The organism is Aliiroseovarius marinus (genome assembly GCF_050881025.1).
In the GTDB taxonomy this organism is placed as follows: domain Bacteria; phylum Pseudomonadota; class Alphaproteobacteria; order Rhodobacterales; family Rhodobacteraceae; genus Aliiroseovarius; species Aliiroseovarius marinus_A.
Map to the genome: position 1 here is coordinate 655,354 of NZ_JBNNXQ010000003.1, position 25,222 is coordinate 680,575.

The window sequence follows — 25,222 nt, forward strand, 5'->3', positions numbered from 1 at the left end:
CCCCGCACACACCCCCCGCCGCGCGGGGGGGGGCCCGCCGCCCCGCGCCCCCCCCCCCCCTGCCCGCCGCAGGCGCAAAACATGCCCGCCGCAGGCGCCAAGCGCGTCAGCGCGTCAGGGGCTTCTCAAATACCCGACCAAACTGCGGCATCGCATCTTCGATCCCTGCCAAACGCATCATATGCCAGGCCAGCGCTTGATTGCTCGACAGGATCGGCACGCCCAGCTCCGCCTCCAGCTCCGAGATGATCCGTAGGCAGCGTAAATTGGTGCAGGAGATCACCACCGCATCGCAGGGCGTCCTCGTCATCGCACGCACCGCGTCAGCGATCGAGGCCTCGGTGATCCGTGCAACCACCTGATCATCCCCCTCTTCAAACGATCCAAAGCCGGCGATCTGAAATCCCGCCGCCTCAAGCTTGCCGCGCATCTGCGCCGACACCTCGGCCACATAGGGCGTCACGAACCCCAGACGCACCACCCCCAGCGCACGCCCTGCAGCGATCATCGCAGCCAAAGGATCGGTGACCCGCGCCTTCGGGCACACAGCCTGAACAGCCTTGGCCACTTTGTCCGAGCCAATCACCGTCGCAGCCGAGGTGCAGCCATAGCCGATCACGTCGAATTTCAGAGATGGCGGAAGCAGACGCACCGAGGCGGGCAAATCCGCCTCCATTCTCGCCAATGTATCGGGGCGAATATCGCGCACCATGGGAATGCGACTGTGATAAAGCGCCACGCTGGGCAGGTCAAAAACCTGCCTGAACTCATGCTCCAGCGTTTCGTCCGTCTCAAGCACCACCACCCCCAGATTGGCACGTGTGCCGATCCCCTGATCCGTATCAAAACCTAGCTTCATCGCGTCACAGGTCTCCGGCCATGATGGATGCATAGATCGCGGGGTCAGTGACGCCTTCAGATCCGATCATCAAAACACGCGACCCTGCGTCCAGTCCAAGGGCTTGGGCCATGTCGGACTGGCCCATCGCCGCAACCAGCGCCGCCAAACCAGCAACCGCGCTTTCTCCGGCCTCGATCACCTCGTCCCCGAAAGAGGCGCGCGCCAAAAGCCGCACGGTCGGGGCGACGATCGCGTCCGGGATGGTCACGAAATCCGACGCCTCTTCGGCCAGGATTTCCCAAGCCATTTCAGACGGTTCCCCGCAAGACAACCCGGCCATGATCGTCTCGTCATGCAGCGCAACATTGGTCGCAACCCCGGTGCGCGCACTTTCATAAAGACAGGCCGCCAGATCCGGTTCAACGATGACAACACGCGGGCTGTCCGGCCCGTAGTGCTGCCGCAACCCGGCCGCGACCGATCCGGCCAGACCGCCCACACCGCCTTGCAGAAAGACATGGGTGGGTGCGTGCTCCAGCGCCTCGCAGACCTCGCGCGTCATCACGCCATAGCCCGCCATCACGTCGCGCGGCGGATCAACATAGCCGGGCCAGGAGGTATCGGAGACCACGAACCAGCCATTCGCTGCGGCCTCGTCCTTGGCCAGCAGAACCGAAGCATCATAGTCGCCGTCGATGCGGATCACTTCGGCCCCAAGATCACGCATGGCGGAGGCGCGACCTTCGCTAACCTCGGCGTGGATATAAATCCGACAGGGCGCGCCGAAACGCTGACAGCCCCAGGCCAGTGACCGCCCGTGATTGCCGTCTGTTGCCGAAACCAGCGTGATCTGCGCGCAATCCGCGGCCAGATCACCGCGCCGGATTTCCTCAAGCGAGACGTCCCGACCAAGCCGCGCGGTCAGCTCGCGCTGCAAAACGCGCAATGCCGCATAGGAGCCGCCAAGCGCCTTGAAACTGCCCAGCCCAAAACGCGGGCCTTCATGTTTATAATCGATCCGCGCCACGCCAATCTGGGCCGCCAAGCCGGACAGCGAGACCAGAGGGGTCGGCGCATAGCCATCCCATGCCATGATCTCGGCGCAGGCCGTGGCGAAATCATCGCGCGTCAACACGGTTTCGGCAGCCTCTCCGTCCCGACGGGGTCCAGCCCGGTGGGCCAGCGTCGCTGCCCTGAAATTATCCAGCATGCTCAGTCCTTTCTGATCGGCAACCGGTCGCGCACAAGCGCAACCCAGAAGCCCGCCCCGATGGGCAAGAGGTCATCATTGAAGTCATAATCATCCGCGTGAAGCGGTTTTGCATGGGCACCGTCTTCGCCGTTGCCCAGCAAAAGAAAACCGCCCGGCACAGCCGCCGAGAAATGGGCGAAATCCTCGGAAAAGCTCATCGGGGGGCGGTCGCGCCAGACGTCGCAGCCCGCGGCCTCGCCCGCACGGTAGATCGCCTGAACCGGACCATCCGCATTGATGGTCTCGACGAACTCGGTATTGAAATTCATCCTGGCCTCAACCCCGTGGGTCGCGGCCACACCCGCCACGATCTGGCGCATCAACGCCTCGATCCGAGTGCGGTCTTCGGGCAGTCGCGCGCGCACATCGCCTTTCAAAATCGCCTGTCCGGGCAATACGTTACGCTGCCCGTCGGTCACGAACTCGGTCACGGACACCACGGCCCCCGCCCCCGGCGCCAGCTTGCGCGACACGATGGTCTGCAGCGCCAGCACCATTTCCGACCCCACCGTGATCGCATCGACCCCAACCTGCGGCATCGAGGCATGACCACCCTGCCCTTGAATGGTGATCTCAAACAGGCTTTCCGAAGCGCAAATCATGCCCGTGCGGGTCGACACCTGCCCAAGCGGCGCGCCGGGCAGATTGTGGATCGCATAGACCTCGTCGATGGGAAACTGCCGCAAAAACCCTTCATCCAGCATCGCACGCGCGCCCAGCCCATGTTCTTCATTGGGTTGAAAGATAAAGACAACCGTGCCGTCAAACCCGCCCTCGGCGATCAGACGGTCCGCAGCCGCCAAGAGCATGGTCATATGCCCGTCATGGCCGCAGGCATGCATCACAGCGGGCGTTTGCGAGGGGTAGCCATGGTTCGAGGTCTCTTGGATGGGCAACGCATCCATATCGGCCCGCAATCCGATCGCGCGATTGCCCTCGCCCAGCTTCAGGACGCCCACAACGCCGACGCCCTCATGCGTTTCCAGACCCATGGCGCGCAGTTCACCGGCCACTCGTTGCTTTGTGCGCATTTCCTTGAACCCCAATTCGGGGTTGCGATGAAATTCACGGCGCAATTCTGTCCATTTATCTGTCATTGGGCTTCACTTTGCGAATACGTAAAGAAAGTATAGTGTAGCTTTTGATATGATTTCCCTCTTACTTTACCCTCAGCGCTACATATTTTGTAACACGAAAGCCAAAACCCGAGGAAGTTCATCACATGGACGATACCGACCTTCACATTCTGCGCCTTGTGCAGTCCAACAGCCGCCTTACCGCCGACGCCATCAGCGCAGAGGTCAACCTGTCCCCGCCCGCCGTGCAAAAACGCCTGAAAAAATTGCGCGAAACCGGGGTGATTGAACGCGAGATTGCGGTTTTGTCGCCGTCAAAGCTTGGCCGCGACATGACCGTCATTGTCGAGGTCAATCTGGAACGTGAAAGCCGCGCCCATCTGGACGCCTTCAAAAAGCGCATGCGGGACACGCCCAGTGTGCAGCAATGCTATTACACAACCGGAGAAGCCGATTTTCTGTTGATCCTGACCGTGAAGGACATCAAGGAATATGAGGCCTTCACCCAGACCCATTTCATGGATGAAAGTAATGTCAGCCGCTTTCGCACAGCGGTGGTCATGGACCGCGTTAAGGCCTCGTTGGATGTTTTGTGATCAGATGTGTCTTGTGGAATATGAGCCAACCTCATTTTGATCCACAGGAAAATTCATTTGCCCTCAGGTCGGTCACAGGGCACTCAGTGTCGCAAATTGCCCAGACCGGGTGCGCCCTTTCAGCGCATTAGGGAAAATACGAGAGACACTTCCAGCCAGGGAACCGCACCATGTCCGACCAAGAAGAAGATATCATCCTGAGCGAGCTCAACGACGAAGAGCTGGTGCAGCAGATGCATGACGACCTTTATGACGGTCTTGCCGAAGAAATCGCCGAGGGGGTGAATATCCTTCTTGAACGCGGCTGGCAGCCCTATGACGTGCTGACCGAAGCACTTGTTGGCGGCATGACCATCGTCGGCGTCGACTTCCGCGATGGCATCCTGTTTGTGCCCGAGGTTCTTCTGGCCGCAAACGCCATGAAAACCGGCATGGGCATTCTGAAACCGCTTCTGGCCGAAACCGGCGCGCCGCGCATGGGCAAGATGGTGATCGGCACCGTAAAAGGCGACATCCACGACATCGGCAAGAACCTTGTGTCGATGATGATGGAAGGCGCCGGGTTTGAAGTGGTCGATCTGGGCATCAACAACGCGGTTGAGGCCTATCTTGAAGCGCTGGAAACCGAACAGCCCGATATTCTGGGCATGTCGGCCCTGCTGACCACCACGATGCCTTATATGAAGGTTGTGATCGACACGATGGTCGAAAAGGGCATTCGTGACGACTACACCGTTTTGGTGGGTGGCGCACCGCTGAACGAAGAGTTCGGCAAGGCGATCGGTGCCGACAGCTATTGCCGTGACGCGGCCGTGGCTGTTGAGACCGCAAAGGAATACATGGCGCGCAAACACAACCAGCTGGCCGCTGGCTAAACCTTGCGCCGCTTGGCAGATTGAAGGCCCTGCCCGTGCGGTGGGGTCTTTTCTTTTGCCCCTCCCGTCCCCAGATTGAGATGATGAGCAAGACACGTTTCATATTCCTGATCACGCTGGTGATCCTTGCAGGCGGGCTCACCGTAGCGGTGGGTGCCATGGCGGCGGCGGCGGGCAAACTGGATGGGCAGGTTGCGATGGCCCTCTTGCCCCTTGTGATGCTGGCCTCGATCGCGCTGCGCGCCCTGACGGCAAAGGATGAAAAATGACGTTGAATGACAGCAGCCTGACCACCAACGGGTTGGCGCCGACCGGGGCCGGATCTGTCTTGGTGCTGGCCTGTGGCGCACTGGCCAATGAAATTCTGGCCGTGATCCGTCTGAACGGCTGGGACCACATCAGCCTGACCTGTCTGCCCGCCATCCTGCACAACACGCCTGAACGCATTCCAGATGCCGTGCGCGAGGCGGTCGAAAAACACAAAGACGCCTTCGACAGCATCTTTCTGGCCTATGCGGATTGCGGCACCGGCGGGCAACTGGAGCGGTTGTGCCAAGAACTGGGGATCAACATGATCCGCGGTCCGCATTGCTATGCGTTTTTTGAAGGCACCGACGATTTCATCACGCGCGCCGAGGACGAGATTGACGTCTTCTACCTGACCGATTTTCTGGCGCGCGGGTTTGAAAGCTTTGTGATCAAGCCGCTCGGGCTGGACCGCCACCCGGAACTTCGCGACATGTATTTTGGCCACTACACCAAGCTTGTGTATATGGCGCAAACGGACAATCCGGATCTGGACCAGATGGCAGAGGCCGCGGCGGAACGGTTGGGGCTGAGCTATGAGCGGCGGTTCACCGGATATGGTGATCTTGCCACGGCCTTGGCCGGCATTGCGCCCTGAGCGAAACCCTGTCCGGACCTGCACTCTACCCCAATGATTTTACCCGATAATATTGGCTCAGGCGGCTTGGCTGGCATGAAGGCGAATGCGTTCGACCATCGCCCGAAGCCCGTTTGACCGTTGCGAAGAGAGATGCTCGTTCAGCCCAAGGCGCGCAAGCTCAGCCGGGGCATCAACGGCGCTGACCTCGGCCACGGGAAGGCCGGAATATAGCGCCGTCAGGACCGCAATCAGCCCCTTCACGATCATCGCGTCACTGTCCCCGGAAAAATGGAAGGCCCCGTCTTTGATCTCGGGGTGAAGCCAGACCTGGCTGGCGCAGCCTTCCACTTTGGTGGCAGGCGTTTTCAGCGCGTCGTTCATGTCGGGCAGCGATTTTCCCATATCGATCACGGTCGCATAGCGATCCTCCCAGTCCTCCAGAAACTCGAAATCTTCGACAATCTCTTCAAACGCGGCGCTGGCCATGGATGTTCCCTTTCGTCTTTGCCTCTGACCTAAGCCTGTCCGCGCAAAACGTCCAGAGCGCGACAGAAGGAATGGCGTCTTTTCAAAGCCCCCGACATGGGCTAACCCTTTGGGCAGAGAAAGAGGAGCCGTCATGATTTTCCGTCCCACTGCCGCCCCTGCCCTGTTGGCCGCCATGGCCATCACGCTGTCTGCCTGTGGCGGAAACACAAATCTCAACCCGTTTTCCTGGTTCCAGTCAAACGGGGTCGAGGAAGTGGCGCTGATCCCCGAAGGTGGTTTTCTGGATGAACAGGAAGATCGCCAGCTGGTCACGCAGGTCACCGATTTGCAGGTCATGCGCGCACCCGGCGGTGCCATCATCCGCGCCACCGGCCTGCCGCCGCGGTTGGGGTATTGGGACGCCGAACTGGTGCCGGAAAACTTCGAACGCCCAGTGAACGGTGTGCTGACATATAACTATCGCATTGTTGAGCCGCGCTATTACACCAACCAAGGGCGCCCCAAACAGCGCGAGGTTTTCGTGGGCCAGTTCGTGTCCAATGTGAAGCTGCAAGGTGTTCGCACAATCCGCGTGGTCGGGGCCAATAACGCCCGGTCAACCAGCAGATAAACCCTTATCACACCTCGAAAACTTCGACCCGCTGGCCTTTCGCGGCCAGCGCAAGCTTGCCTTCGCACAATCTAAGCGCATCCGTGCCGAACACATCTGCACGCCAGCCCGTAAGCGCCACCACGTCGCGTTTTCCTGCCGCCAGCGCATCCAGATCAGCCGCTGATGCAATCAGTTTCTGCGCCACTTTCTCCTGCTCGCAACGCGCTTTCAGAAGCACGCGAAGCAGATCCGCCAGCGCCGGGTTCACCTGAAGCTTTTCATTGCCCTTGCCTGCCGGTCTGGGCAATTGATCCTGTGGCAACTCGAGCCCGGCCGTGATGGCATCAAGAATACCTTGCGCGATATCGCCCTTGCGCGCCTCTCGCAACAAAAGGCGCGAACGACCCAGATCTTGCTGGTTGCGCGGCTTGGTCGAGGCAAGTTCAAGAAGGGCGTCATCCTTCATCACCCGGTTGCGTGGAATGTTGCGCGCCTGCGCATAGCCTTCGCGAAACCGCGCCAGCTCTTTGGCAACGCCCAGGAACCGCCCGGAGTTTGTGCGTGTTTTCAATCGCTTCCAGGCATCTTCGGGACGCACGATATAGGTTTCGGGGTCCAGCAAGATGGCCAGCTCTTCTTCCACCCAATAGCCGCGACCGGATTTCTCCAGCTCGGCGGCAAGAAACTCGTAAATGTCGCGCAGATGGGTGACATCGCCCAATGCATATTTCTTCTGGGCCTCGGTCAACGGACGGCGTGACCAGTCGGTGAAGCGGCTGGATTTATCCAGCTGCGCCTTGGCGATCTTGCGTACCAGCGTTTCATAGCCCACCTGATCGCCAAAGCCGCAGACCATCGCCGCGACCTGCGTGTCAAAGAGCGGGCGCGGCAATACGCCTGCATCCACGTGGAAAATCTCAAGGTCCTGACGGGCCGCGTGGAAGACCTTGACCACGCGCTCATCACGAAAAAGCTCGTACAGCGGTTCCAGCGACAGGCCATCGACCAGCGGGTCCACCAATACCGCATCTTCTTGCGCATCACCGGGCACAGCCAGTTGCACAAGGCAAAGCTTGGAATAATAGGTGCGTTCGCGCAGGAACTCAGTGTCGACCGTGACATAGGGGTGCGAGGTCGCGCGGATGCAAAAGGCCTCAAGCTCTTGGGTTGTGGTGATGGTGATCATGTGGCTTTCCTGCTCGTTTTGGGCGGTCATCGCCCCATTTCAGTCCTGGCCCGCCCCTTGGCCGTTTGTCGGGTTTACGTCGAATACACTCGAAAGGAAAGCCTTGCAGGAAACCGGTCAGGGCAATGTGACCGGGGTGCGGTCGCCGGCTGTAAAACGGCGCAGCACGGCAGGGTAAAGAAGGTGTTCCTGTACCAACACCCGTGCCGCCAGAGTGTCGGCGGTATCGCCCGGTTGGATCGGCACGCGGGCCTGACCCAAAATGGGGCCGCCATCCAGCTCGGCGGTCACCTCATGCACGCTACAACCCGCTTCGGCGTCGCCGGCATCCAGTGCACGTTGATGGGTGTGAAGCCCCTTATATTTGGGCAGCAATGAGGGGTGGATGTTCAGGCAACGACCCGCCCAGTGGCCGGTGAAGACCGGGGTCAGGATGCGCATAAAACCCGCCAGACACAGGATATCGGGGCGCGCCTCATCAAGCGCTGTATTCAGCGCATTTTCAAAGGCTTCCCGGTCACCTTTAAAGTCTTGATGATCCACAACCGCAGTGGGAATGCCAAGGGCTTTGGCCTTGTCCAACCCGCCCGCATCAGGACGATTTGACAGCACCAGACAGGGCCGTGCCGGGTGGTCGCCGGTCATGGACTTGGCCAGCGTCACCATGTTCGACCCGCTGCCTGAAATCAGGATCGCGACCCGCTTGCGGGCATCCGCTCTCACAGAAGAGACCCCAGATATTTCACGCCCTCACCCTGGCTGATACGTCCCAGCCGTGTGACGGTTTCGCCTGCATCAGACAGCAGCTTGATCAGTTTTGTCGCCTGTTTCTGGTCGACAACCATGACCATGCCCTGCCCGGCGTTGAAGGTCTTGAGCATCTCTGCCTCGGACATCTGACCGGTGGCGGCCAGCCATTTGAACACGGGCGGCAAATCCCATTCATCCAGATCAACCATCGCGCCCATACCCTTGGGCAGAACGCGCGGCAGGTTTTCGGTCAGGCCCCCGCCGGTGATGTGAGCCAGCGCATGCACACCACCCGACCGGATCGCATCCAGCGTGGAACGCACGTAAAGACGGGTGGGCGCCAACAGCGCCTCGCCCAGCGTGATCTCTCCATCCCATGGGCAGGCCGCGTCCCAGCCCAGGCCCGACACTTCGACAAGTTTGCGCACCAGCGAATAACCGTTGGAATGCACACCGTCAGAGGCGAGCCCCAACAGGATATCGCCATCGCGCACGCCACGCGGCAGCACTTCGCCGCGCTCCATCGCGCCGACCGAGAAGCCTGCAAGGTCGAAATCGCCATCGTCATACATGCCCGGCATTTCCGCCGTCTCGCCGCCGATCAGTGCACAGCCCGACAGCTCACAGCCTTTGGCAATGCCTTCGATGATGCGCGCAGCCTTGTCGGTTTCCAACCGGCCGGTCGCGAAATAATCGAGGAAAAACAAAGGCTCGGCACCCTGACACACAAGGTCATTCACGCACATGGCCACAAGGTCGATGCCGATCGTATCCACATTCCCGGTGTCAATCGCGATGCGCAGCTTGGTGCCGACCCCATCGGTAGCCGAAACAAGAACCGGGTCCTTGAAACCCGCGCCCTTCAGGTCGAAAAGCGCGCCAAAGCCGCCCAGACCGGCCATCACGCCGGGGCGGTTGGTGCGCCGTGCTGCTGGTTTGATCCGTTCAACCAGCGCGTTGCCCGCGTCGATATCCACCCCTGCGTCTGCGTAGGTGATGCCCTTGGATGCGTCGCTCATGTCTGTCCCCCATGGTCGGTTGTGGCGCGGCAGTTTTTTTCTGCGCCTGCGATAGCGTAAGGGGCACAAAGAGTCCACGGCTTGCTTGACGCTGGCCACCAGTTTGCTAGCAATGCGCCACCAAGAGTGGCAGTGGGCCTGTAGCTCAATTGGTTAGAGCAGAGCGCTCATAACGCTTTGGTTGCGGGTTCAAGTCCTGCCGGGCCTACCATTTCTTTGCCAACACGCGACGCGTGATCTTCTCGTTGAGAGTGTGACGTCGCTTGAGAAAATGAGATCCGCTGGCACCATGGGTCAAATATCCGCTATGGTCCCAAAGCGACGCACGCCGAACAGTTCACAAATGTCTGCTTCGGGACTCGTTGCTCTCACCTGCCGAACAACTCGGCAATTGTTCAACATAGATTTGCAGCAGCGTGCTGGTTGTCATTAGGGTTGTCGCGCGAATGATCGTTTTGGGTAGGTAGATTATGTCGTGGGGACCTTGGCACACTCGACATCGTCCAAACAAGTCCTGCCAACAGCCATAAATCGGCTTAGCGTGTAATAGCGTCTTGCCGCATGGCGCACCCCACCACTAGCGCAGCACTAGTATCATCACGGACCCGGAGTTTAACCATGAGTAGCAAAAACAGATCGACGCCCGAGGTCGAAGACAAAAAACATGATGCCAAGTTGCTTGCAAATAAGGATTCAGGCTGGTCTCGTCTAGTCCTCGGTGTCGCAGCCTTCGAGGCCCATCCTTTTACGAAATTATTGGTTGCTGTTGCAGCCGTGATTGGAATTCTGATCACCCTTTTAGAGCTTCGGGAAGTACGGCGCGTAAATGAGCAAGAAGCCATCGCACGCGCTTGGTCGACACTTTCAACACCTGCACGCGGTAACAGCGGCAAGGTAGGAGCAATCGAGTTCCTCGCAAGCCGGAATATTTCTTTGAGGGGGTTAGATCTGTCGTGTGAGGCAATGGGCGGCCAAATGAAACCCGTTGATACTGTTAATCTCCCAGATCTCATGATGTGTTCTCACCTGGTTGAGTTGCGCGGCCTTGATCTCTCCTTCGAGACACATGGTCATCTCGTTGACCTCTCAGAAGCCAATTTCGAAGGTGTGGTCATCGCGGATGGGAACTTTTCTGCTGCGGCCATGGCAAATGCTTCATTCAAAAATGGAGTAATTCAGAACACTGTCTTCGATCAGGCCTTTTTGTTAGGCGCAGATTTCGACAATGTGCGGTGGCGCAACGTGATTGACTTCAGGGGTGCGTTTCTGATGCATGCAGTGTTTGACAAAGAACTTCCAATAGCGGCGGATTGGGAGTGTGCGGATGTGAGCAACCTAAGTGTCCCACCGGAATTCTTAGATAACAAAGAACCAAATACCACGGACTGGTTGTCAGGTGCTTTCCACAGTTCTTCTGATTACAACGTGGAACTGCAACGATTGGGAAGCGAGCTTTTTGAATACGACCGTCAAGATGATCCCGATAGATCCCGGCCAGAACGTTGCGACGCGTTACGGCCTTATTATGAAGATCACGGAAAGTTCTTTACTCAAGTTTATCCGCTGCTCTTTCCAGAGACATCCGGCCCAACCGATTAGACTGGCTATTAGAGTACCGTCCCTGATCTCAATCGTGCAAGAAAACTGGATCGTGGTGGCTCCAAAGCAGACGGTGGCGCTACCGTGGCGAAGCTTCGCTTTTTCCCACATAGCTGCCGTTCATACTAGAGGCATTCCCCAGCCACGCCCTTTGGCGGCGCGGGCACGCCCTGCTTCATGACGCATAGTTGCTGCCTTCCTCATCCAAAATCGCCCGCAGTTCCGCCATGTGTCGATCCCCCTGCTGTGGGTAGTCTTCCAGCTCCTGCGCGGTTTTTTCGGCGATCAGGTCTGACAGCACGCGCAGGGGCTGGCCGGTTTGCAGGGCGCGGATATAGGTCTCGGCGGCGCGTTCGAAATAGTAAAGCCGGTTGAACGTGTCCGCGATGCTGTCTCCGATCACCAACACGCCGTGGTTGCCCATGATCATCACCTTCACTTTCGGGTCGGTCAGCAACGCCGCACAGCGTTCGCCCTCGTCCTCGAACGCCAGCCCGCCATAGCCGTCGTCGATCACATAGCGGTTGTAAAAGGTCGCGCAATTCTGGTCGATCGGCGGCAGATTGCTGTCAGCCAAAGACGCCAGAACCGTGGCGTGAATCGAATGCACATGCATCACACAGCACGCATGTGGGCAGTGGCGATGTACGCCGCCATGCAGCCCCCAGGCGGTGGGATCGGGCGCATCGGGGCGGTCCATGGTGGTGGGGTCGTCCGCGTCAATTTCCAACAGGTCCGAGGCGCGGATGCGGGCAAAATGCATCTGGTTGGGGTTCATCAGAAACCGCGTTCCGCTGTCATTCACCGCAAGGCTGAAATGGTTCGCCACGCCTTCGTGCATGTTCAGGCGCGCGGTCCAGCGAAAGGCCGCAGCCATGTCCACGCGTTCGTCCCAATGGGCAATGTTGGGGGTCGCGGCGGTCGAGGGGGCAGTTGCGGTCATCGTGCTCTCCTAAAGCGTTTCGACTTATCTGGTAGGTTCAGAGAACCGCGCAAATCACGACCTGTCGCGCCATTTTGCGACTTCGCGTGACGACAGAGCCCCTGCCCGATCAAAGCGGCAACACGAACTCCACCTTGAGCCCGCCCAGATCCGCGCTCTCCCCAAGACGCAGATGCCCGCCATGCGCGCGCGCAATGTCGCTGGCGATGGCAAGACCCAGCCCCACGCCGGAGCCTTTGTTCTGGTTGCGCGCCGCATCAAGGCGCGCAAAAGGTTTCAACGCTTCTTCACGGTCCTTCGGCGCGATGCCCGGCCCGTCATCCTCGATCACAAAGCGCAAATCCCCCCGGCCCTGAACCAGCGACAAACGCGCCTTGGAGCCATAGCGGGTTGCGTTGCCCAGAAGGTTATCCAGCGCGCGTTCCAGCGCTGTGCGGCGCAGGGGGCGCTCTCCGGGCGAGGCAAGTTCGCCCAGGGTCACATCCATGCCCGCGCGCATGGCGTTTTCCACCAGATGCCGGGCCAGTTGGGCCGGATCAACCGGTTCGGGGTCATCATCAACCGCATCCGACCGAGCAAAACCAAGAAAGCGATCGACCAGACGTTCCATATCCTCGACATCACGTTCCAGATCTTCACGCGCCTCGTCTTCGATCATCGACAATCCCAGCCTGAGCCGCGTCAACGGCGTGCGCAGGTCATGGCTGACGCCGGAGAGCATCAGGGTGCGTTGTTCAATCTGGCGGTCAATGCGGGACCGCATATCCAGAAACGCCTTGCCGGCAGAGCGGACCTCGGTTGCCCCAGCAAGCTTGTAAGGCACCACCTGCCCCTTGCCGAAGGCCTCGGCCGCGCGCGCAAGGCGGCGGATCGGTCGCAACTGATTGCGCAGGAAAAGATAGGCAATAATGGTCATCAGAAACCCGGTCAGCACCATCAAAACCAACAACTGGTGCGGATTGGATGCCGACACACGCAGCCGGGAAAACCCAATTCGGGCAAGGCCATGGCGGGTATTCACGCCCAAAACGACCCCGTATTCCGCGTCTTGAAGATCAACGCCTGTCACCTCGGGCAATCCGGCTTTCAATGTGCGTTCGACACGCGGACCGGTGAAATCATTCCACGCCATGCGCGTTGTGACAGCAGCGCCTGGCAGATCCACGCCAATGGCCAACGCCCCGGATAGTGGCGACAACATGGCCTGTGCGGTTGTGACATCCGTGGCTTTGTCGATCTGGTCCAGCAACAGCGCCAAATCGACCACAACCGCCTCAGTCATCTGCACGGTGATCCGGTTGAAATGGCGCTGAATGAACACGACCGAGACCACAAGCTGCAGGGTCACAATCGGCACGATCAGAATCAGCGCCGCCCGGCCATAAAGCCCGCGCGGCATGAACCGTTTGAGCCAGGCAAAATCGCGCCAACTGGCGCTGGTTTGTGAGGCAGGTTGCGACATGGCCTGACCCTATGACGTAGCGCTTCTCTTGCCAAGCACCCGCGCAGCGCGGCATGAAGCGGACAACACCCCACCACGTACAAGGATCGCGCGCATGACCAAGGACCAGCCGCCTCGCCCCGCTGCCGGCCAGATGACCCAAATAGAACCGGGCATGCGCCGCATCATCGCGCCCAACCCGTCTCCCATGACCTATTGGGGCACCAACACATTCGTGCTGGGCGAAGGCAACGTCGCCGTCATCGACCCCGGCCCGGCAGATCGCGGGCATATGCAAGCGATTTTGGATGGTTTGGCGCCGGGTGAACGCATCACACATATTCTTGTCACCCACGCCCATCTGGACCACTCGCCTTTGGCCCGCCCCCTGTCTGATGCAACGGGCGCGCCTGTTCTGGCCTATGGCGATGCGCTGTCTGGGCGCAGTGCGGTGATGCGTGATCTGGTGGCCCGCGGGCTGACCAGCGGCGGCGAAGGCGTGGATGCCGCCTTCACCTGCGACATCACGCTTTCGGATGCGGAGGTTTTTGAAGCAGGCGGCTTGGAAATCGAGGCCATCTGGACCCCGGGACATTTTGCAAATCACCTCAGCTTCGCCACGCAGGGCGCTGTTTTCACCGGAGATCACGTCATGGGCTGGGCCAGCTCACTCGTCTCGCCACCGGATGGAGACCTGACCGCCTTCATGGCCTCCTGCCGCAAACTGGCCGCCCGCACGGATCGCATATACTACCCCGCACATGGCGACGCGATCACCGACCCTGCGGCCCGTATCCAATGGCTGATCCAACATCGCGAAACCCGCGAGGCACAGATTCTGGAAGCCCTGCCCGCGGACGCCCCTTTGGCCATTCCAGATCTCACGCGGCGCATCTATCACGACACGCCAAAGGCGTTGATGCCCGCCGCCGAACGCAATGTATTTGCACATCTGATCGACCTTTCAACGAAAGGACGCATACACGCCGACCCCAACCTGGACGCCGACGCAGTTTTTTTGCGGGTCACGTGAAAAAATGCAAAATTCCCTCTTGTGGCCCTGAATCGCCCTTGCTATATCGCCCCACATGTTCCGGCGTAGCTCAGCGGTAGAGCAGTTGACTGTTAATCAATTGGTCGTAGGTTCGATCCCTACCGCCGGAGCCATAAAAAACCTTCAAGCTCAATAGATTGAAGGTTTTTTTGGCTTTCGGGGCTACTGGTCTAGTTTGAACCACGGAAGCACTACGGAAGCATCACGGCCCTTAAAGCGACGTTGCAATTTTGCCGCAGCGCGTCCCGTGGCCTCATGCACGTTGCGAGCACTGTAATCAGTTCACGTCGTGTCGGCGCGTCTTCATAGCAACCCTCATTGATGAGTTAATCACTCAACTAAAGAGTGATCAAATAGTGCTATTCCCGCTCAGCAAGCCGGATTCAGACCAGACAAAGGGTACGGCAAACGCGGCCCCAACCAGTCGTTAGTTGACCAACCGAACGCTGCAACGCAGCTTCTCAAAGCGGCCATTCAGTTTGCTGGGCTTTGAAGCGGTTATCCCATCAGGTATGAAACAGTTTTTCACACAGGGCACGAGGCAAATGGAATCACGAATGCATTTTGATGTTCCCGCATCTATTGTCGCTCTCTTGGATCACGGTTTGTGTGCTGAATACGGTGAAAAATTAGAAAAACACCTAGTCGAACAAAAACTGGGTGCGAAGTTTCAAATCTATTCCGATGAACATGCACCACCACATTTTCATGTATCTAAAAACGGCGATGAGGCATCTTTCGACATTCGAACAGGTGAAGTTCTCAAATACTCAGGAAATCCAAAAAAGATCTGCAAGGTTGTAAAAATGGTATTTCCATCCTTGCGGCCGAAGCTTGTGAATGTTTGGAACGAGACCCGCCCGTCCGATTGCCAAGTTGGCGCTATCGATCAAGACACGCTACCTCAACTTGACGGCTAATCTACCACGGACAAACTAAACTAGCGGCAGCTAGAGAATTAGTGGGTGGGACGGCCCAGAGCTGCCTTCGAAGCGCAATCTGACGAACGGCAGCTCGCTGACCAGTAGCAGCCATAGCTAAATCTTCATGGTGTTAGATTCTTGAGAAAATTCGGGTGGCGTTCGGCAACGAGACAGCTTAGCCTCACGCCTGAGTTGAACGGGCAAGATTGACACTTGCCACACATTGGTCCGCACGTGAGAGCAATCCATTGAACTATATTGAAAGCATTGAAATTGAGGGCTTCTGGGGGCGAAAGTTCGTTTCGCTACAACTAAACCCTGATCTAAATTTTCTCATTGGACCAAACGGAAGCGGAAAAACCACGATAATAAACTTGGTTTCCGCTGTTCTAAGGGCGGATATTCCTGCTTTGTATTCGGTGCAATTCGACAAAGTAACGATCAAGATGAAAGCTGTGGGGGCCAACCGCAAACCGGTAATCGAAGTTGCCAAGGAAGTTGACCCCAAAATGGGCAGCCTCGAACTCATCTACACCGTCAGAGAAAAGGCCAGCGATAAGGGAACTACTTACGGTGTAGAAGGCCCATATGACGACCGCATTTACCAGGACGCAAGGTACTTGCGAAACAGAAGATACCGCGAAGCAGGCGCAAGGTTGAGCCGCATTCTATCTGACCTAGTTGAAGTAAATTGGCTTTCAATTCATCGTTCTAGCGCCGAATTGGAGCGGCGAAACCGGCGGGAAGACAGCTATGAATCTTCAATTGACCATAAGTTGCAGGACATTTCCCAAGCCTTCTCGAATTTCTTTTCGTTGCTGAACTCGAAGGCTGAGGCAGAGAGTAAGAATTTTCAGGAACATGTTTTCCTATCGCTGCTTGAGCAAAAGCACTCGGACGAAGACGTTCTGGGACAGGCATTCGTCGAAGCTGAAAGCAAACAGTCAGTAGTTAGCGTATTGAGAGACCTTGGCGTTTCAAACGCGAAAGCCACTAGGAGCGTAAACGCCCACTACACAAGAACCAACGAAGCTAGAGCAAACTGGCAAGACAAGACCAAGGGACTGACACTACAGGACGCTATAGCACTTTCGGACGCTGCCCGCGTTAGCGAGATGCTTACCGAATGGCGAGGCCTGCAAGAACAACGGGAAGCGATTTTTCAGCCGCGAATTCAGTTTGAAGGGATAATCAACAAGCTGTTTGCTGGCAAAGAAATCCATTTTGATGAGCGCAATAAACCGATGGTTCACCTCGAAACAGGTGAGACTGTGGGGATTGAAGTGCTTTCTTCGGGCGAAAAGCAGTTGTTCATTATCCTTGGGGAAGCTCTGCTTCAAGAAGAACGGCCGGTTGTTTTTATCTCAGATGAACCGGAACTTTCACTCCATGTGAATTGGCAATCCGCTCTTTTTGAACACATCAGAAGTTTGAACGGGTCTTGCCAGATTATTTCGGCCACACACTCCCCCGATATTGTTGGTTCATTTCAGGATCGCGTAATTAAAATTGAGCAGTGCATTGAAGATGTTCACTAGGACAAACGCAGGCATTGGGAACGAACATTTATTCCACGATGTTGATTTTGTGGTCTACTGCGAGGGTAAGGTAGTGGAAGGCGAAGGGTCATCTCTGGACGAGGTGTTCTGGGATCGAATTTTTACAGAAGGCGGCAAATCTGTTCATTGCAAAAGCATGGGAAGTAAATCTGTCATGCGCCCTCTGGCTGAAAAGGTCGTGGAAGAAGGGATTTCCAACGTGATTGTGGCAATGGACAGGGATTACGACGAATGGCGAGGTTTGATAATCGACCACCCACAAGTGTTCTACACTTACGGGTATAGTTGGGAATCGGATGTCATGCTGGATTTTCAGTTCCCGTCAGCCTTGTCACTTTTCGCGACAACCACACGCAAACAAGTGATAAAGGATGATTTCGATACATTCCGAAACGGACTGTCGCAAAGTCTTCGGCGCGTCTGCGCTTTAGATTACAAATACATAGGGCACCATGAACAGCTCTTTAATCGACAAAGCCCTATGTCAATCATAGCTGCACCTAGCGGGCATGAGCCATATGTCAAAGCTGTTTCTATGCTGAGCAAAGCCAAGGCTCTAGGGCATTTTCAGACAGCACAGCTTCCCGCCGCAGATTATCGATCACTATGTGGTGTCCGGTCGTTCTTTGGAAAGGTCGTGTCGCGCCTTGTTTTCCATTGGTTCGTCTATCGCACCAAGCGCATCAATGGTTCTAGGAAGGCTGTGTATGATGCGTTTATGGATACGCTTGCCAGCAGTCTTGATGTTGCCAGCGTCGGGCACCCTCGAAATGCTCACTATGCAGCCGCCATGGAGAGAATTTAGCTTTTCTGGGTAGGCACAGATCAGCCCGCAAGCGCTAGTGTATGCAATTGCCGCCTCTCAGGGCGGTTCATATCACACAAGTAGCGGTTCATCCAAAGCGTGCTATATGCGCATTCCTGACTTTGGCATCGGGCGCAGCGAACTACCGCTTCCTGCCCATGTGTGGGTTCTAAATACACGCATTGGGCTGGCCAATTGAAACAGGCAGGAATGATACGAACAGGTGGTTTGGGGCTTACATGACTTCGTAATTGCTTGCTAAATCTAGGGGATGAGTTTTTGCATTGAATCATGGCAAGAGCGCTTAGCTTCTGCACTTTACAAGCTGGAAGCTACACAAGCGCCATATTTAGAAAAACACTGGCAATGCTATGGTTATCCAGCGACAACTTCTTTCAACGGAAAAGACGAAACGCCATATCCCAGTAGCGATGTCCAAGATTTGTACGACACCGCTTTACGATCAAGCAATCAAGCAGAGACCGCCTACTTCAAAGCACTACGCTCCGCTCTAGATCCCGTTCGGGGAATTTTGCGGTCGCATCCAGCAATTGGCTCCGCGCTAGGGCGTGTTGCTGGCAACGATAAGTTCATGGTTGAGATTGTGAACGGTACTTCGCTCACCTGGCTTACTTTACTGGTGGTTGGCCTTATGGAGCGAGCGAACGAATTATCAGATAATGACTTTGAAACGGCAGCGGGCGAACTTGGTGTGCTCCTAGAAGCAAGCAGGACATCCAAAACAATCAATGTCCCGAACGGTATGGACATAGGCTACGATGTTCTCCTGTTCTTTGGACCCAAAATTGAAAGGCAAATCCAAGTTGAACCAAACTTGCTCGTTGTGCCATTCGCTGAATTACTTGATTGGGTTGATCCGGATTGGATACGAGACTTTTTGCCGGAGCAAATGGATCGACGTGACTGGCGACAGATCGGAGCAATAATGCGCCCTTTTCATTGGCGGCCACATTTACATCAAATGAACCGGTCGGGTGAACGAGCAATGCAGATAAAGCCACGCTTTGAGGAGGAAGCGTGGAGTTTTTTGGAATTACTAGCAGTCGCAAACCAAACACCAATAATTCCCTTTGTATTTATCGATGATTGCATTCACCGAACTGCCTTTCTTCTTTTGGGTATATCTAGAAACAGCGGCGGTAGGCAGACGGTCGGTAACGTTGGTAAGAGTTGCGACCCATTTCGAGAACCTCCCAAGCTACATCAGAATGCTATCGAGGTCGCGCTGGATGCATTCGAGACTAGGCGCAAACCATCTTACCAACAGCTAGCTCCGGTGCGACGACGGTTAGCTGAAGCGCTTGCACGAGATGGTCGCTTCTTACTGGATGATCGTATTCTCGATGTATCTCAATCGATTGAACTGATGTTTGAGATCAAGGGCACCGGAATCGGAAAAAAGATCCAATCTGCGATGTCCGATTTACTAGCAATCGATAGCGATCATAGTGATGAGGTGCGTAAAGCAACTAAGCAATTCTACGACGTCAGGTCGGCGATAGTGCATGGTCCCAGCGATGACTATCGAAAGCGTTTGATGCGGCTTCGGGGACAGGCATTCCGGAGCGGGTTTAATCTTGCTCAGCAGGCGTACTTCAAGCTTATTCACGAGCGAACTTAATTTTGGCGCAGTAAAAATCCATATTCATGCAGTAGCAATCAACTCGTCCCGAGAAATGGGCGTGTTTGGTGTGGGCAGGGAACAGCCTCTAATCGGTTCTCACCAGAACGAACAGAAAGTCCGGTACAGGAGACGTACGTTTAGTTTGCAGCGAACTTCCGTTCGCATCCCATTTTCTTAAGCTCAACTCTGCTTGAGTAAGTGCCCAAATGCTGCCTTTCGACATCTTTCATTCTCTGCTCAAAAACCCGGTTTCAGACACCCGATCATCACCCATGACTTCGCGCATGATCTCAGCTGCTCTCTGGGGAGTAACGCGCTGTCTTAGCTGCTCCTCTTCACCAGCAGCGTTCTGCGCATCATTGTTATATTCTTGTGTTCTTTCAGGTGTTCCTCGGTTGATCCGATCCGCGCAGACCGGGTTTTGAGAACCGCTCGGGCCGGATTGAGGCATCCCTTCACACCGGTCCTCTGAAACCTCTCGGACCGGATCAATCGATCCGTGCTCATATAGGACAGGCGTGATTTCCCTTTTCTGCAAAACAATCCTGTAGCGGTTTGTCTGACGACCTCCACGAAACTCACTCACGCAGACCAAGTGCCCTCGTTCCTCCATGAGCTTGAGAGCGGCCCGAACGCTGCGCACTTGCGAGTTGATCACTTCGGCAAGCGTCGATTGCGCAGGCCATGCGAGCAGGCTTTCGCGATTGAGCCACTTGGGAAATGCGAGAGCAATTCGCAGTGCGATCCCAGTCAATGCCTTGTCGGCAGCAACTTGCTCCGACCAAGCTTGCTTTACCTCTGAATAGCTCGCCGCCTTGCTCTTGCTGCTGGGGCTCAAAGCTTTGCTTTGGCCCCTGCCCTGCACATCCGTCAAAACGGAACCTATGCTTCGTGGCGCTCTGGAATTGGTGCCGTCTTGAATTGACATACTAGAACCTCGGCTCGCGTCACTCAGAAGTATTGGCAACAATGCGAGCTTCGACCCATTCCAGAAGGTCGCGGCGACGATAACGCACTGAACGCGCCGACACTTTCACGAATTTTGGCCCGCCTCCGCGATGACGCCAATTCTGCAAAGCACGTACCGAGTAGCAAAGGATCGATGCTGCTTCGCGTTCGTCCATCAGCTGATCAAGATCACTATCCGCAGCTTTGAGGATTTGTGTTGAGTAGTTCATTTTCATGTTCTCCGCTTAGAAACGTTTGATGTCTCTGTTCTGCGAAAGTCCTGAACCACAAAAAACAACAATAAAATGGCACCGAATTTATTGTTTTTTGGCCTGATCAAAGAGAGGTTTTATGATGCGTCGAATGGTTTCATCATTCGGCGTGTCTGGCGTTACATTTAATTCTGAGCAATGAACTGCAAGCCACTGTCTTATATGGATATAATTTCTGTTCATTGGCGCTGTAGTGTCGACGCTTCCCTCTTTCAAAAGCGTATTGAAAGCTGCTTCGATCTGAGGTTTGACTGTGGGGCGTCCAACGGGTTTGGCAGGCTCAGCAAACTTCACGCCTGTACGCTCATGAGTTTCAGCGCGGAGTTTCTTGGCAAGGCCCTCCGCACGCTCTGCCGATATAAAGCGGACCTCTATGGTATGCAGGCCATGCGAACGCAAGGTGCCTAAATCCCAGCGAAAATGTGCAGTACCGCCAAAATCCGACGCTTCCAGCTTAATCGGCACATCCTGACGCTTTCGAGGGTGTTCAAATCCCAGAGCAAGAGCATTACCCGCAGCCAGCGCCTGCAATAGCCGTGCTTTACCGGTTTCGGTTAACCGGTTGCGATCGCGATCAAGAGCGCTCGTTTCGGCAACCGATTGGCTTAGAACTGCCAACGCATCGCCATTCGCACCTTCATTTGCATCCACTTGTGACTGGAGATTATCGACCAGTGCAGAAAGGGTGAATTTCGGCTTGGCAAAATCAGCGTGCGTTTTTCCTTTGGGCAAGTAATCTGACGGAAGGAATGACAAAGGGGCTGTTTGGGAGGGAGTAGCGTTTTCCCAAAGATGGATTAGAAGTGACGTTTCAAAGGGGGACAAAGCAATATCAACTGAGTTTAGAATTAGGTGCCTTTAGATTACCTTATGTAGCGAAAATTCTGCCAGTTAAATCCCTATGTAATGTAACGTTACGCCTTCGGACACAAAGAGACCCATCCAGACCGAGCACCAAGCGTCCGAATGACCTACCACACCTCCCCGTTCGTTGGGTTAACCCGACACAACGCGAAGCTTGGGATTAGCCGTCGCTCCGCCCCGTTGGCGAAGCGCACCAGCAAGCCGACTGGCAACTGATCCAGCCGCAGCTTGCACCGCATGGTCTGCCAAATGAGAATATCGCAATGTCGTTTGCAGACTCTTATGACCCAAGATTTCTTTAAGCATGAACGGATCGACGCCGTTCATAACCGCTACAGAGGCGTAGGTGTGTCGCAGATCATGCATACGCACATCGGAAATCCCGGCTTTCTTACGGACGCGCAGCCATGTCTTCTGCAAATTCACAAGGTGCTGTCCTTCAACCTCTCCGACGATAACGTAAGGGTTTCCCGGCACCCGCTCCAATGAACCGAGAATTTCGCGTGCCTCTGCTGGCAATGGGATACGCCGCCGTCCTGTTTTGCTGTCTGGCAATTCTAAGTGAAACGGACCGACGTGATCCCATTGCAATGTGAGGATTTCCCCAAGGCGGCACCCCGTAAGGAGTAGCAAGAAAATCGCAGATACCGCATAGGGGCTTTCCTCACCTTGCTCCAACGCATCTAACAGCACGCCACCAAGGCGACCCTGTTCATCATCGCTTAGATAGCGCTTCTTTTCCTCTTCCTTGAACTTCTTGATGCGCCGCGCCGGATTGGTTCCGTCGCTGCGAAGCCCCCAGTCCTCCGCCAAATTGAACATCTTCGACAGAATGCTAACCGCGCGATTAGCCATATAGGGTTTCTCGCGCAGCTCATGGTGAAACGTCACGATATCTGCACGGGTCACATCTATGATTTTTCGCGGTCCCAACTTGGGGCGAATGCAACGGCGAATGACGATCTCATAGCCGTTTCGGGTATTGGGTTTGCAGTGGTGCTCCGCATATTCGTCAAGAAACCGGTCACAGAGCGAGGCCACAGTAGGTGCTTGCAGGCGGCTCTTACGCTCTTCTGATGGGTTTCCCCCCTTGGCAACTTCCCCAAGCAGTTTACGGGCCTCTTTGCGCGCCTCTTCTGCGGTTAATGCACCATGCTGCCCGATTGAGCGGCGTCGGGTCCGTCCATCCGCCCGATACTGCACAAGGTAGCTCCGCCGCCCAGAAGGAAACACCCGCACACCAAATCCGGCAAGATCGTCGTCCCAGAGGAGATAGTCTCGTGCTTCAGGCTCCAACCCGTCCACAAGCCGCTTGGTCAATTTCACCATGTTCCGCCCTCTCCGTTTTGGCCTCCCTCGCTCCGATTTACGGAAGCACTACGGAAGCACCGTGCAGCGTTTCATAGAGTATTGAATGAATCTTCAGCGTGGATTTCGTCAAGAATTATCGTTCACTGTCAGCTACTTATGCCAGGCGGGCGCGTTCTGGCGAAAACCGGAGAAACCCGGTTTTTCCGGCTGTTAATCAATTGGTCGTAGGTTCGATCCCTACCGCCGGAGCCACTCAAACTGTTCAGTAAAGACGTTTAAGCTACTGTTTTCAATAGCTTATTCATGAGCAAGAAGTGGTTAGTCTCCCTAAAGTGTATTGCAAATGCCGCATTACCATACAGTGCTTATTTTTCGTACGATACGCTGATGCTTTTTCGCCTAGTTTCTTAGACCTACCAAGGCCCCACCTTTGGACGAACTCTTGCCGCCGAAGCCAATTCGGCACTCAAACCAGAGTTTTTAAGTGATCAATAGCAAGTAGTCTGTTTCTTTGACTGCTAGAACAATTCCACAGAGTCTTTTCCTGGAAGTGGCTTTACAGTTTCTGTTGGAAGCGCGTCTGATACCAGTTTTTGGCGGGCATTTCCGCTGGTTGGGAAGAACTCCAGCCGTCTCGCTTTCACTCCACCCGTGTCTCCACCCAGATACTGGATGCCCTCTCGGTCCAAAAAATCAAGTATAAACTCGGCATTGCGCTGTCCGGCGACCGACAAACCCTCAATCATACTTGCACCACCGAAGACCTTAGCGCGCAGGTTGCGACGGTCAGCCCCCAAATTTACCAACCCATTGATCAAAAGTTCCATTCCATTCACGGCATGACCCATAATTTCAGCGCCGTTTTCATTGTCATCAACAAACAAGACATGATTCATACCCCCGACCCTTTGTTCAGGATCCCACATGCAGGCAGACACACACGACCCCAACAAAGTTGCAATGACTGTCGAAGGATCGCCCGACACCCGGTACTCACCTTGGCTGATATAGACCCGATTTCGCGCAAAATTTGGTGAGGCCATCTGGTTCATTGGATGACCCTTGTACTCTCTGGCACCCGTGCCTCAGCCATGATCCTTGGGCCGATCTCTGACAAAGGCAATTGTTCGCTGACCCCGCCGATTTCAGCGGCGACCTTAGGCATGCCATACACAACGCAGCTTTCAGCGTCCTGACCGATACAAAGCGCGCCTTTGCTTTTAAGGGCGGCCATACCGCGGGCCCCATCCGACCCCATACCAGTCAGCAATACGGCAATACTGCGTTTTGCCAGATGCTGGGCGCTCAGCATCATTTCATCTACGGACGGACGATGACCAGATCTGGTCGGCCCTTCTTTCAAATGGAGGCGCGTTGGATCATCCGGCGATACGACCAAATGATGGGCGCCGCCCGGTGCGAGCAGAATTCGCCCAGGGAGTATCTGATCCCCTTCCATCGCAACACGAACCTTGGCGGGAACACGGCGATCCAAGTGCTCTGCAAACTGGGTCAGAAAGTTTTTCGGCATATGTTGGGTAATCAAGACCGGTGGGCAACGCTCGGGCATTGAAGACAGCACAGTCCCAATCGCTTCCAATCCCCCCGTTGACGCGCCAATGAGGACGATGTCGCGAAGTCCATCCATGCGAACCCGCGGCGCGGCCTGTGTGAGGTTCGGTTTCTTGGGCATGGCAGCACGCAAGTTGGCGCGTGCTGCGACACGCAAGCTCTGCGACAGGTTGCGAAACGTGTTTGATTGCCGTCCGACGCGTGGCTTCTCAATGCAATCAATCGCCCCAAGGGACAGCGCTTTCATTGCCGTTGCGCTGTCTTTCGCAGTTAACGCAGACAACATGACAACAGGCATTGGTCGATGCTTCATGAGGCGTTGCAGAAAATCCAATCCATTCATGCCCGGCATATCCACATCCAAGGTTAGAACATCCGGGGAGCGTTTCTTGATTTCCTCACGTGCCTGAAAAGCATCCGCGGCTTCTCCGACCACCCTGATATCTGGGGCTTCTTCCAATGCATGGCGTACCAATGCGCGCATGGTTGCACTGTCATCGACAATCAGAACATCAATTTTTTTCTGCGAAGCATGAGGTTGTGACATACCGCTCAAAAGTCCTCCCAATCATCCATATCGGGGTCTTCTGTTGGGGTGGGGTTTGGCCTGTTTTCCAAAGCGGCCTGCCTGTCCAGAGCGGTGGTCCCGTCAGTCGCGAGGGATGGTGGCTGGCCTGGCAGCTCCGTCGACGGGGTGGCGGTGTCCGGGTCAGGATATCCGGGG

General features: G+C 55.9%; 26 protein-coding genes and 2 tRNA genes. 13 read left to right on the forward strand and 15 right to left on the reverse strand.

Annotated features, from left to right (window positions below; all coding sequences use genetic code 11):
• Positions 1 to 106: 106 nt before the first annotated feature.
• From ACRY08_RS12420 to ACRY08_RS12430, 3 genes are read right to left on the reverse strand one after another with little or no spacing between them, the layout of a single operon-like run.
• Positions 107 to 859 carry a maleate cis-trans isomerase family protein gene (locus ACRY08_RS12420; protein ID WP_432450242.1) on the reverse strand — a complete coding sequence of 251 codons (753 nt, stop codon included), beginning with the start codon at positions 857 to 859 and terminating at the stop codon, positions 107 to 109.
• 4 nt (positions 860 to 863) lie between these two features.
• Positions 864 to 2,051 carry a diaminopropionate ammonia-lyase gene (locus ACRY08_RS12425; RefSeq protein ID WP_432450243.1) on the reverse strand — a complete coding sequence of 396 codons (1,188 nt, stop codon included), beginning with the start codon at positions 2,049 to 2,051 and terminating at the stop codon, positions 864 to 866.
• Positions 2,052 to 2,053: 2 nt separating this feature from the next.
• The gene (locus tag ACRY08_RS12430; RefSeq protein ID WP_432450244.1) at positions 2,054 to 3,190 is read right to left on the reverse strand and encodes an amidohydrolase; all 1,137 of its coding nucleotides are present in this window, start codon (positions 3,188 to 3,190) and stop codon (positions 2,054 to 2,056) included.
• 125 nt (positions 3,191 to 3,315) lie between these two features.
• Between ACRY08_RS12430 and ACRY08_RS12435 the strand changes: the two genes are divergently transcribed.
• The 4 genes from ACRY08_RS12435 (at position 3,316) to ACRY08_RS12450 (ending at position 5,544) form a co-directional block, all read left to right on the forward strand.
• On the forward strand, positions 3,316 to 3,765 hold the full coding sequence (locus ACRY08_RS12435; RefSeq protein ID WP_432450245.1) for an Lrp/AsnC family transcriptional regulator: 450 nt from the start codon (positions 3,316 to 3,318) through the stop codon (positions 3,763 to 3,765).
• A gap of 170 nt (positions 3,766 to 3,935) precedes the next feature.
• Positions 3,936 to 4,640, forward strand: coding sequence for a corrinoid protein (locus ACRY08_RS12440; protein WP_432450246.1), 705 nt, complete (start codon positions 3,936 to 3,938; stop codon positions 4,638 to 4,640).
• A gap of 83 nt (positions 4,641 to 4,723) precedes the next feature.
• Entirely contained in the window at positions 4,724 to 4,909 is a 186-nt protein-coding gene (locus ACRY08_RS12445) for a hypothetical protein (protein WP_432450247.1), read from the forward strand.
• Entirely contained in the window at positions 4,906 to 5,544 is a 639-nt protein-coding gene (locus ACRY08_RS12450) for a DUF1638 domain-containing protein (RefSeq protein WP_432450248.1), read from the forward strand. Before ACRY08_RS12445 ends, ACRY08_RS12450 begins: the two co-directional genes overlap by 4 nt.
• A gap of 57 nt (positions 5,545 to 5,601) precedes the next feature.
• Here ACRY08_RS12450 and ACRY08_RS12455 read toward each other — a convergent pair whose 3' ends face one another.
• Complete coding sequence (locus tag ACRY08_RS12455; RefSeq protein ID WP_432450249.1) at positions 5,602 to 6,012, reverse strand: SufE family protein; 411 nt, start codon at positions 6,010 to 6,012, stop codon at positions 5,602 to 5,604.
• 133 nt (positions 6,013 to 6,145) lie between these two features.
• Between ACRY08_RS12455 and ACRY08_RS12460 the strand changes: the two genes are divergently transcribed.
• The gene (locus ACRY08_RS12460; RefSeq protein ID WP_432450250.1) at positions 6,146 to 6,625 is read left to right on the forward strand and encodes a hypothetical protein; all 480 of its coding nucleotides are present in this window, start codon (positions 6,146 to 6,148) and stop codon (positions 6,623 to 6,625) included.
• Positions 6,626 to 6,632: 7 nt separating this feature from the next.
• On the opposite strand, the gene rnd is transcribed toward ACRY08_RS12460, so the two are convergent.
• The 3 genes from rnd to purM form a co-directional block, all read right to left on the reverse strand.
• On the reverse strand, positions 6,633 to 7,793 hold the full coding sequence (rnd, locus tag ACRY08_RS12465) for a ribonuclease D (protein ID WP_432450289.1): 1,161 nt from the start codon (positions 7,791 to 7,793) through the stop codon (positions 6,633 to 6,635).
• 117 nt (positions 7,794 to 7,910) lie between these two features.
• A complete protein-coding gene (gene purN, locus ACRY08_RS12470; RefSeq protein WP_432450251.1) occupies positions 7,911 to 8,516 on the reverse strand; it encodes a phosphoribosylglycinamide formyltransferase in 606 nt (201 codons plus the stop codon).
• On the reverse strand, positions 8,513 to 9,562 hold the full coding sequence (gene purM, locus ACRY08_RS12475; protein WP_432450252.1) for a phosphoribosylformylglycinamidine cyclo-ligase: 1,050 nt from the start codon (positions 9,560 to 9,562) through the stop codon (positions 8,513 to 8,515). Before purM ends, purN begins: the two co-directional genes overlap by 4 nt.
• 134 nt (positions 9,563 to 9,696) lie before the next feature.
• On the opposite strand from purM, the gene ACRY08_RS12480 reads away from it, so the two are divergent.
• Positions 9,697 to 9,773: transfer RNA gene (locus tag ACRY08_RS12480), tRNA-Ile, on the forward strand.
• Between the two features lie 407 nt (positions 9,774 to 10,180).
• On the forward strand, positions 10,181 to 11,161 hold the full coding sequence (locus ACRY08_RS12485; protein ID WP_432450253.1) for a pentapeptide repeat-containing protein: 981 nt from the start codon (positions 10,181 to 10,183) through the stop codon (positions 11,159 to 11,161).
• Between the two features lie 175 nt (positions 11,162 to 11,336).
• Here ACRY08_RS12485 and ACRY08_RS12490 read toward each other — a convergent pair whose 3' ends face one another.
• Both ACRY08_RS12490 and ACRY08_RS12495 read right to left on the reverse strand, forming a co-directional pair.
• Positions 11,337 to 12,104: a class II aldolase and adducin N-terminal domain-containing protein gene (locus tag ACRY08_RS12490; protein WP_432450254.1), complete on the reverse strand. Its 768-nt coding sequence runs from the start codon at positions 12,102 to 12,104 to the stop codon at positions 11,337 to 11,339.
• A 109-nt stretch (positions 12,105 to 12,213) separates the two neighbouring features.
• Positions 12,214 to 13,566: an ATP-binding protein gene (locus tag ACRY08_RS12495; protein WP_432450255.1), complete on the reverse strand. Its 1,353-nt coding sequence runs from the start codon at positions 13,564 to 13,566 to the stop codon at positions 12,214 to 12,216.
• A 94-nt stretch (positions 13,567 to 13,660) separates the two neighbouring features.
• Between ACRY08_RS12495 and ACRY08_RS12500 the strand changes: the two genes are divergently transcribed.
• From ACRY08_RS12500 to ACRY08_RS12525, 6 genes are all read left to right on the forward strand, one after another.
• Entirely contained in the window at positions 13,661 to 14,578 is a 918-nt protein-coding gene (locus ACRY08_RS12500) for an MBL fold metallo-hydrolase (RefSeq protein WP_432450256.1), read from the forward strand.
• A 59-nt stretch (positions 14,579 to 14,637) separates the two neighbouring features.
• A tRNA-Asn gene (locus tag ACRY08_RS12505) sits at positions 14,638 to 14,712 on the forward strand.
• A 399-nt stretch (positions 14,713 to 15,111) separates the two neighbouring features.
• Positions 15,112 to 15,519 (forward strand): DUF4160 domain-containing protein, encoded by a 408-nt coding sequence (locus tag ACRY08_RS12510; protein WP_432450257.1) that lies wholly within the window; start codon positions 15,112 to 15,114, stop codon positions 15,517 to 15,519.
• Positions 15,520 to 15,770: 251 nt separating this feature from the next.
• Positions 15,771 to 17,060: an AAA family ATPase gene (locus ACRY08_RS12515; RefSeq protein WP_432450258.1), complete on the forward strand. Its 1,290-nt coding sequence runs from the start codon at positions 15,771 to 15,773 to the stop codon at positions 17,058 to 17,060.
• Complete coding sequence (locus tag ACRY08_RS12520) at positions 17,032 to 17,886, forward strand: DUF4435 domain-containing protein (protein WP_432450260.1); 855 nt, start codon at positions 17,032 to 17,034, stop codon at positions 17,884 to 17,886. The genes ACRY08_RS12515 and ACRY08_RS12520 overlap by 29 nt, the downstream gene beginning before the upstream one ends.
• 271 nt (positions 17,887 to 18,157) lie before the next feature.
• A complete protein-coding gene (locus tag ACRY08_RS12525) occupies positions 18,158 to 19,528 on the forward strand; it encodes a hypothetical protein (protein WP_432450261.1) in 1,371 nt (456 codons plus the stop codon).
• A gap of 229 nt (positions 19,529 to 19,757) precedes the next feature.
• Here the strand turns inward: ACRY08_RS12525 and ACRY08_RS12530 are convergent, their stop codons facing one another.
• From ACRY08_RS12530 to ACRY08_RS12555, 6 genes are all read right to left on the reverse strand, one after another.
• The gene (locus tag ACRY08_RS12530; RefSeq protein ID WP_432450262.1) at positions 19,758 to 20,459 is read right to left on the reverse strand and encodes a hypothetical protein; all 702 of its coding nucleotides are present in this window, start codon (positions 20,457 to 20,459) and stop codon (positions 19,758 to 19,760) included.
• Between the two features lie 19 nt (positions 20,460 to 20,478).
• Complete coding sequence (locus ACRY08_RS12535; RefSeq protein WP_432450264.1) at positions 20,479 to 20,709, reverse strand: helix-turn-helix transcriptional regulator; 231 nt, start codon at positions 20,707 to 20,709, stop codon at positions 20,479 to 20,481.
• 87 nt (positions 20,710 to 20,796) lie between these two features.
• Positions 20,797 to 21,483, reverse strand: a complete 687-nt coding sequence (locus ACRY08_RS12540) for a hypothetical protein (protein ID WP_432450266.1) — start codon at positions 21,481 to 21,483, stop codon at positions 20,797 to 20,799.
• A gap of 264 nt (positions 21,484 to 21,747) precedes the next feature.
• Positions 21,748 to 22,944 carry a tyrosine-type recombinase/integrase gene (locus tag ACRY08_RS12545; protein WP_432450267.1) on the reverse strand — a complete coding sequence of 399 codons (1,197 nt, stop codon included), beginning with the start codon at positions 22,942 to 22,944 and terminating at the stop codon, positions 21,748 to 21,750.
• A 500-nt stretch (positions 22,945 to 23,444) separates the two neighbouring features.
• Positions 23,445 to 23,978, reverse strand: a complete 534-nt coding sequence (locus ACRY08_RS12550) for a chemotaxis protein CheD (RefSeq protein ID WP_432450269.1) — start codon at positions 23,976 to 23,978, stop codon at positions 23,445 to 23,447.
• The gene (locus ACRY08_RS12555; protein WP_432450270.1) at positions 23,975 to 25,045 is read right to left on the reverse strand and encodes a protein-glutamate methylesterase/protein-glutamine glutaminase; all 1,071 of its coding nucleotides are present in this window, start codon (positions 25,043 to 25,045) and stop codon (positions 23,975 to 23,977) included. The genes ACRY08_RS12550 and ACRY08_RS12555 overlap by 4 nt, the downstream gene beginning before the upstream one ends.
• Positions 25,046 to 25,222: the final 177 nt, after the last annotated feature.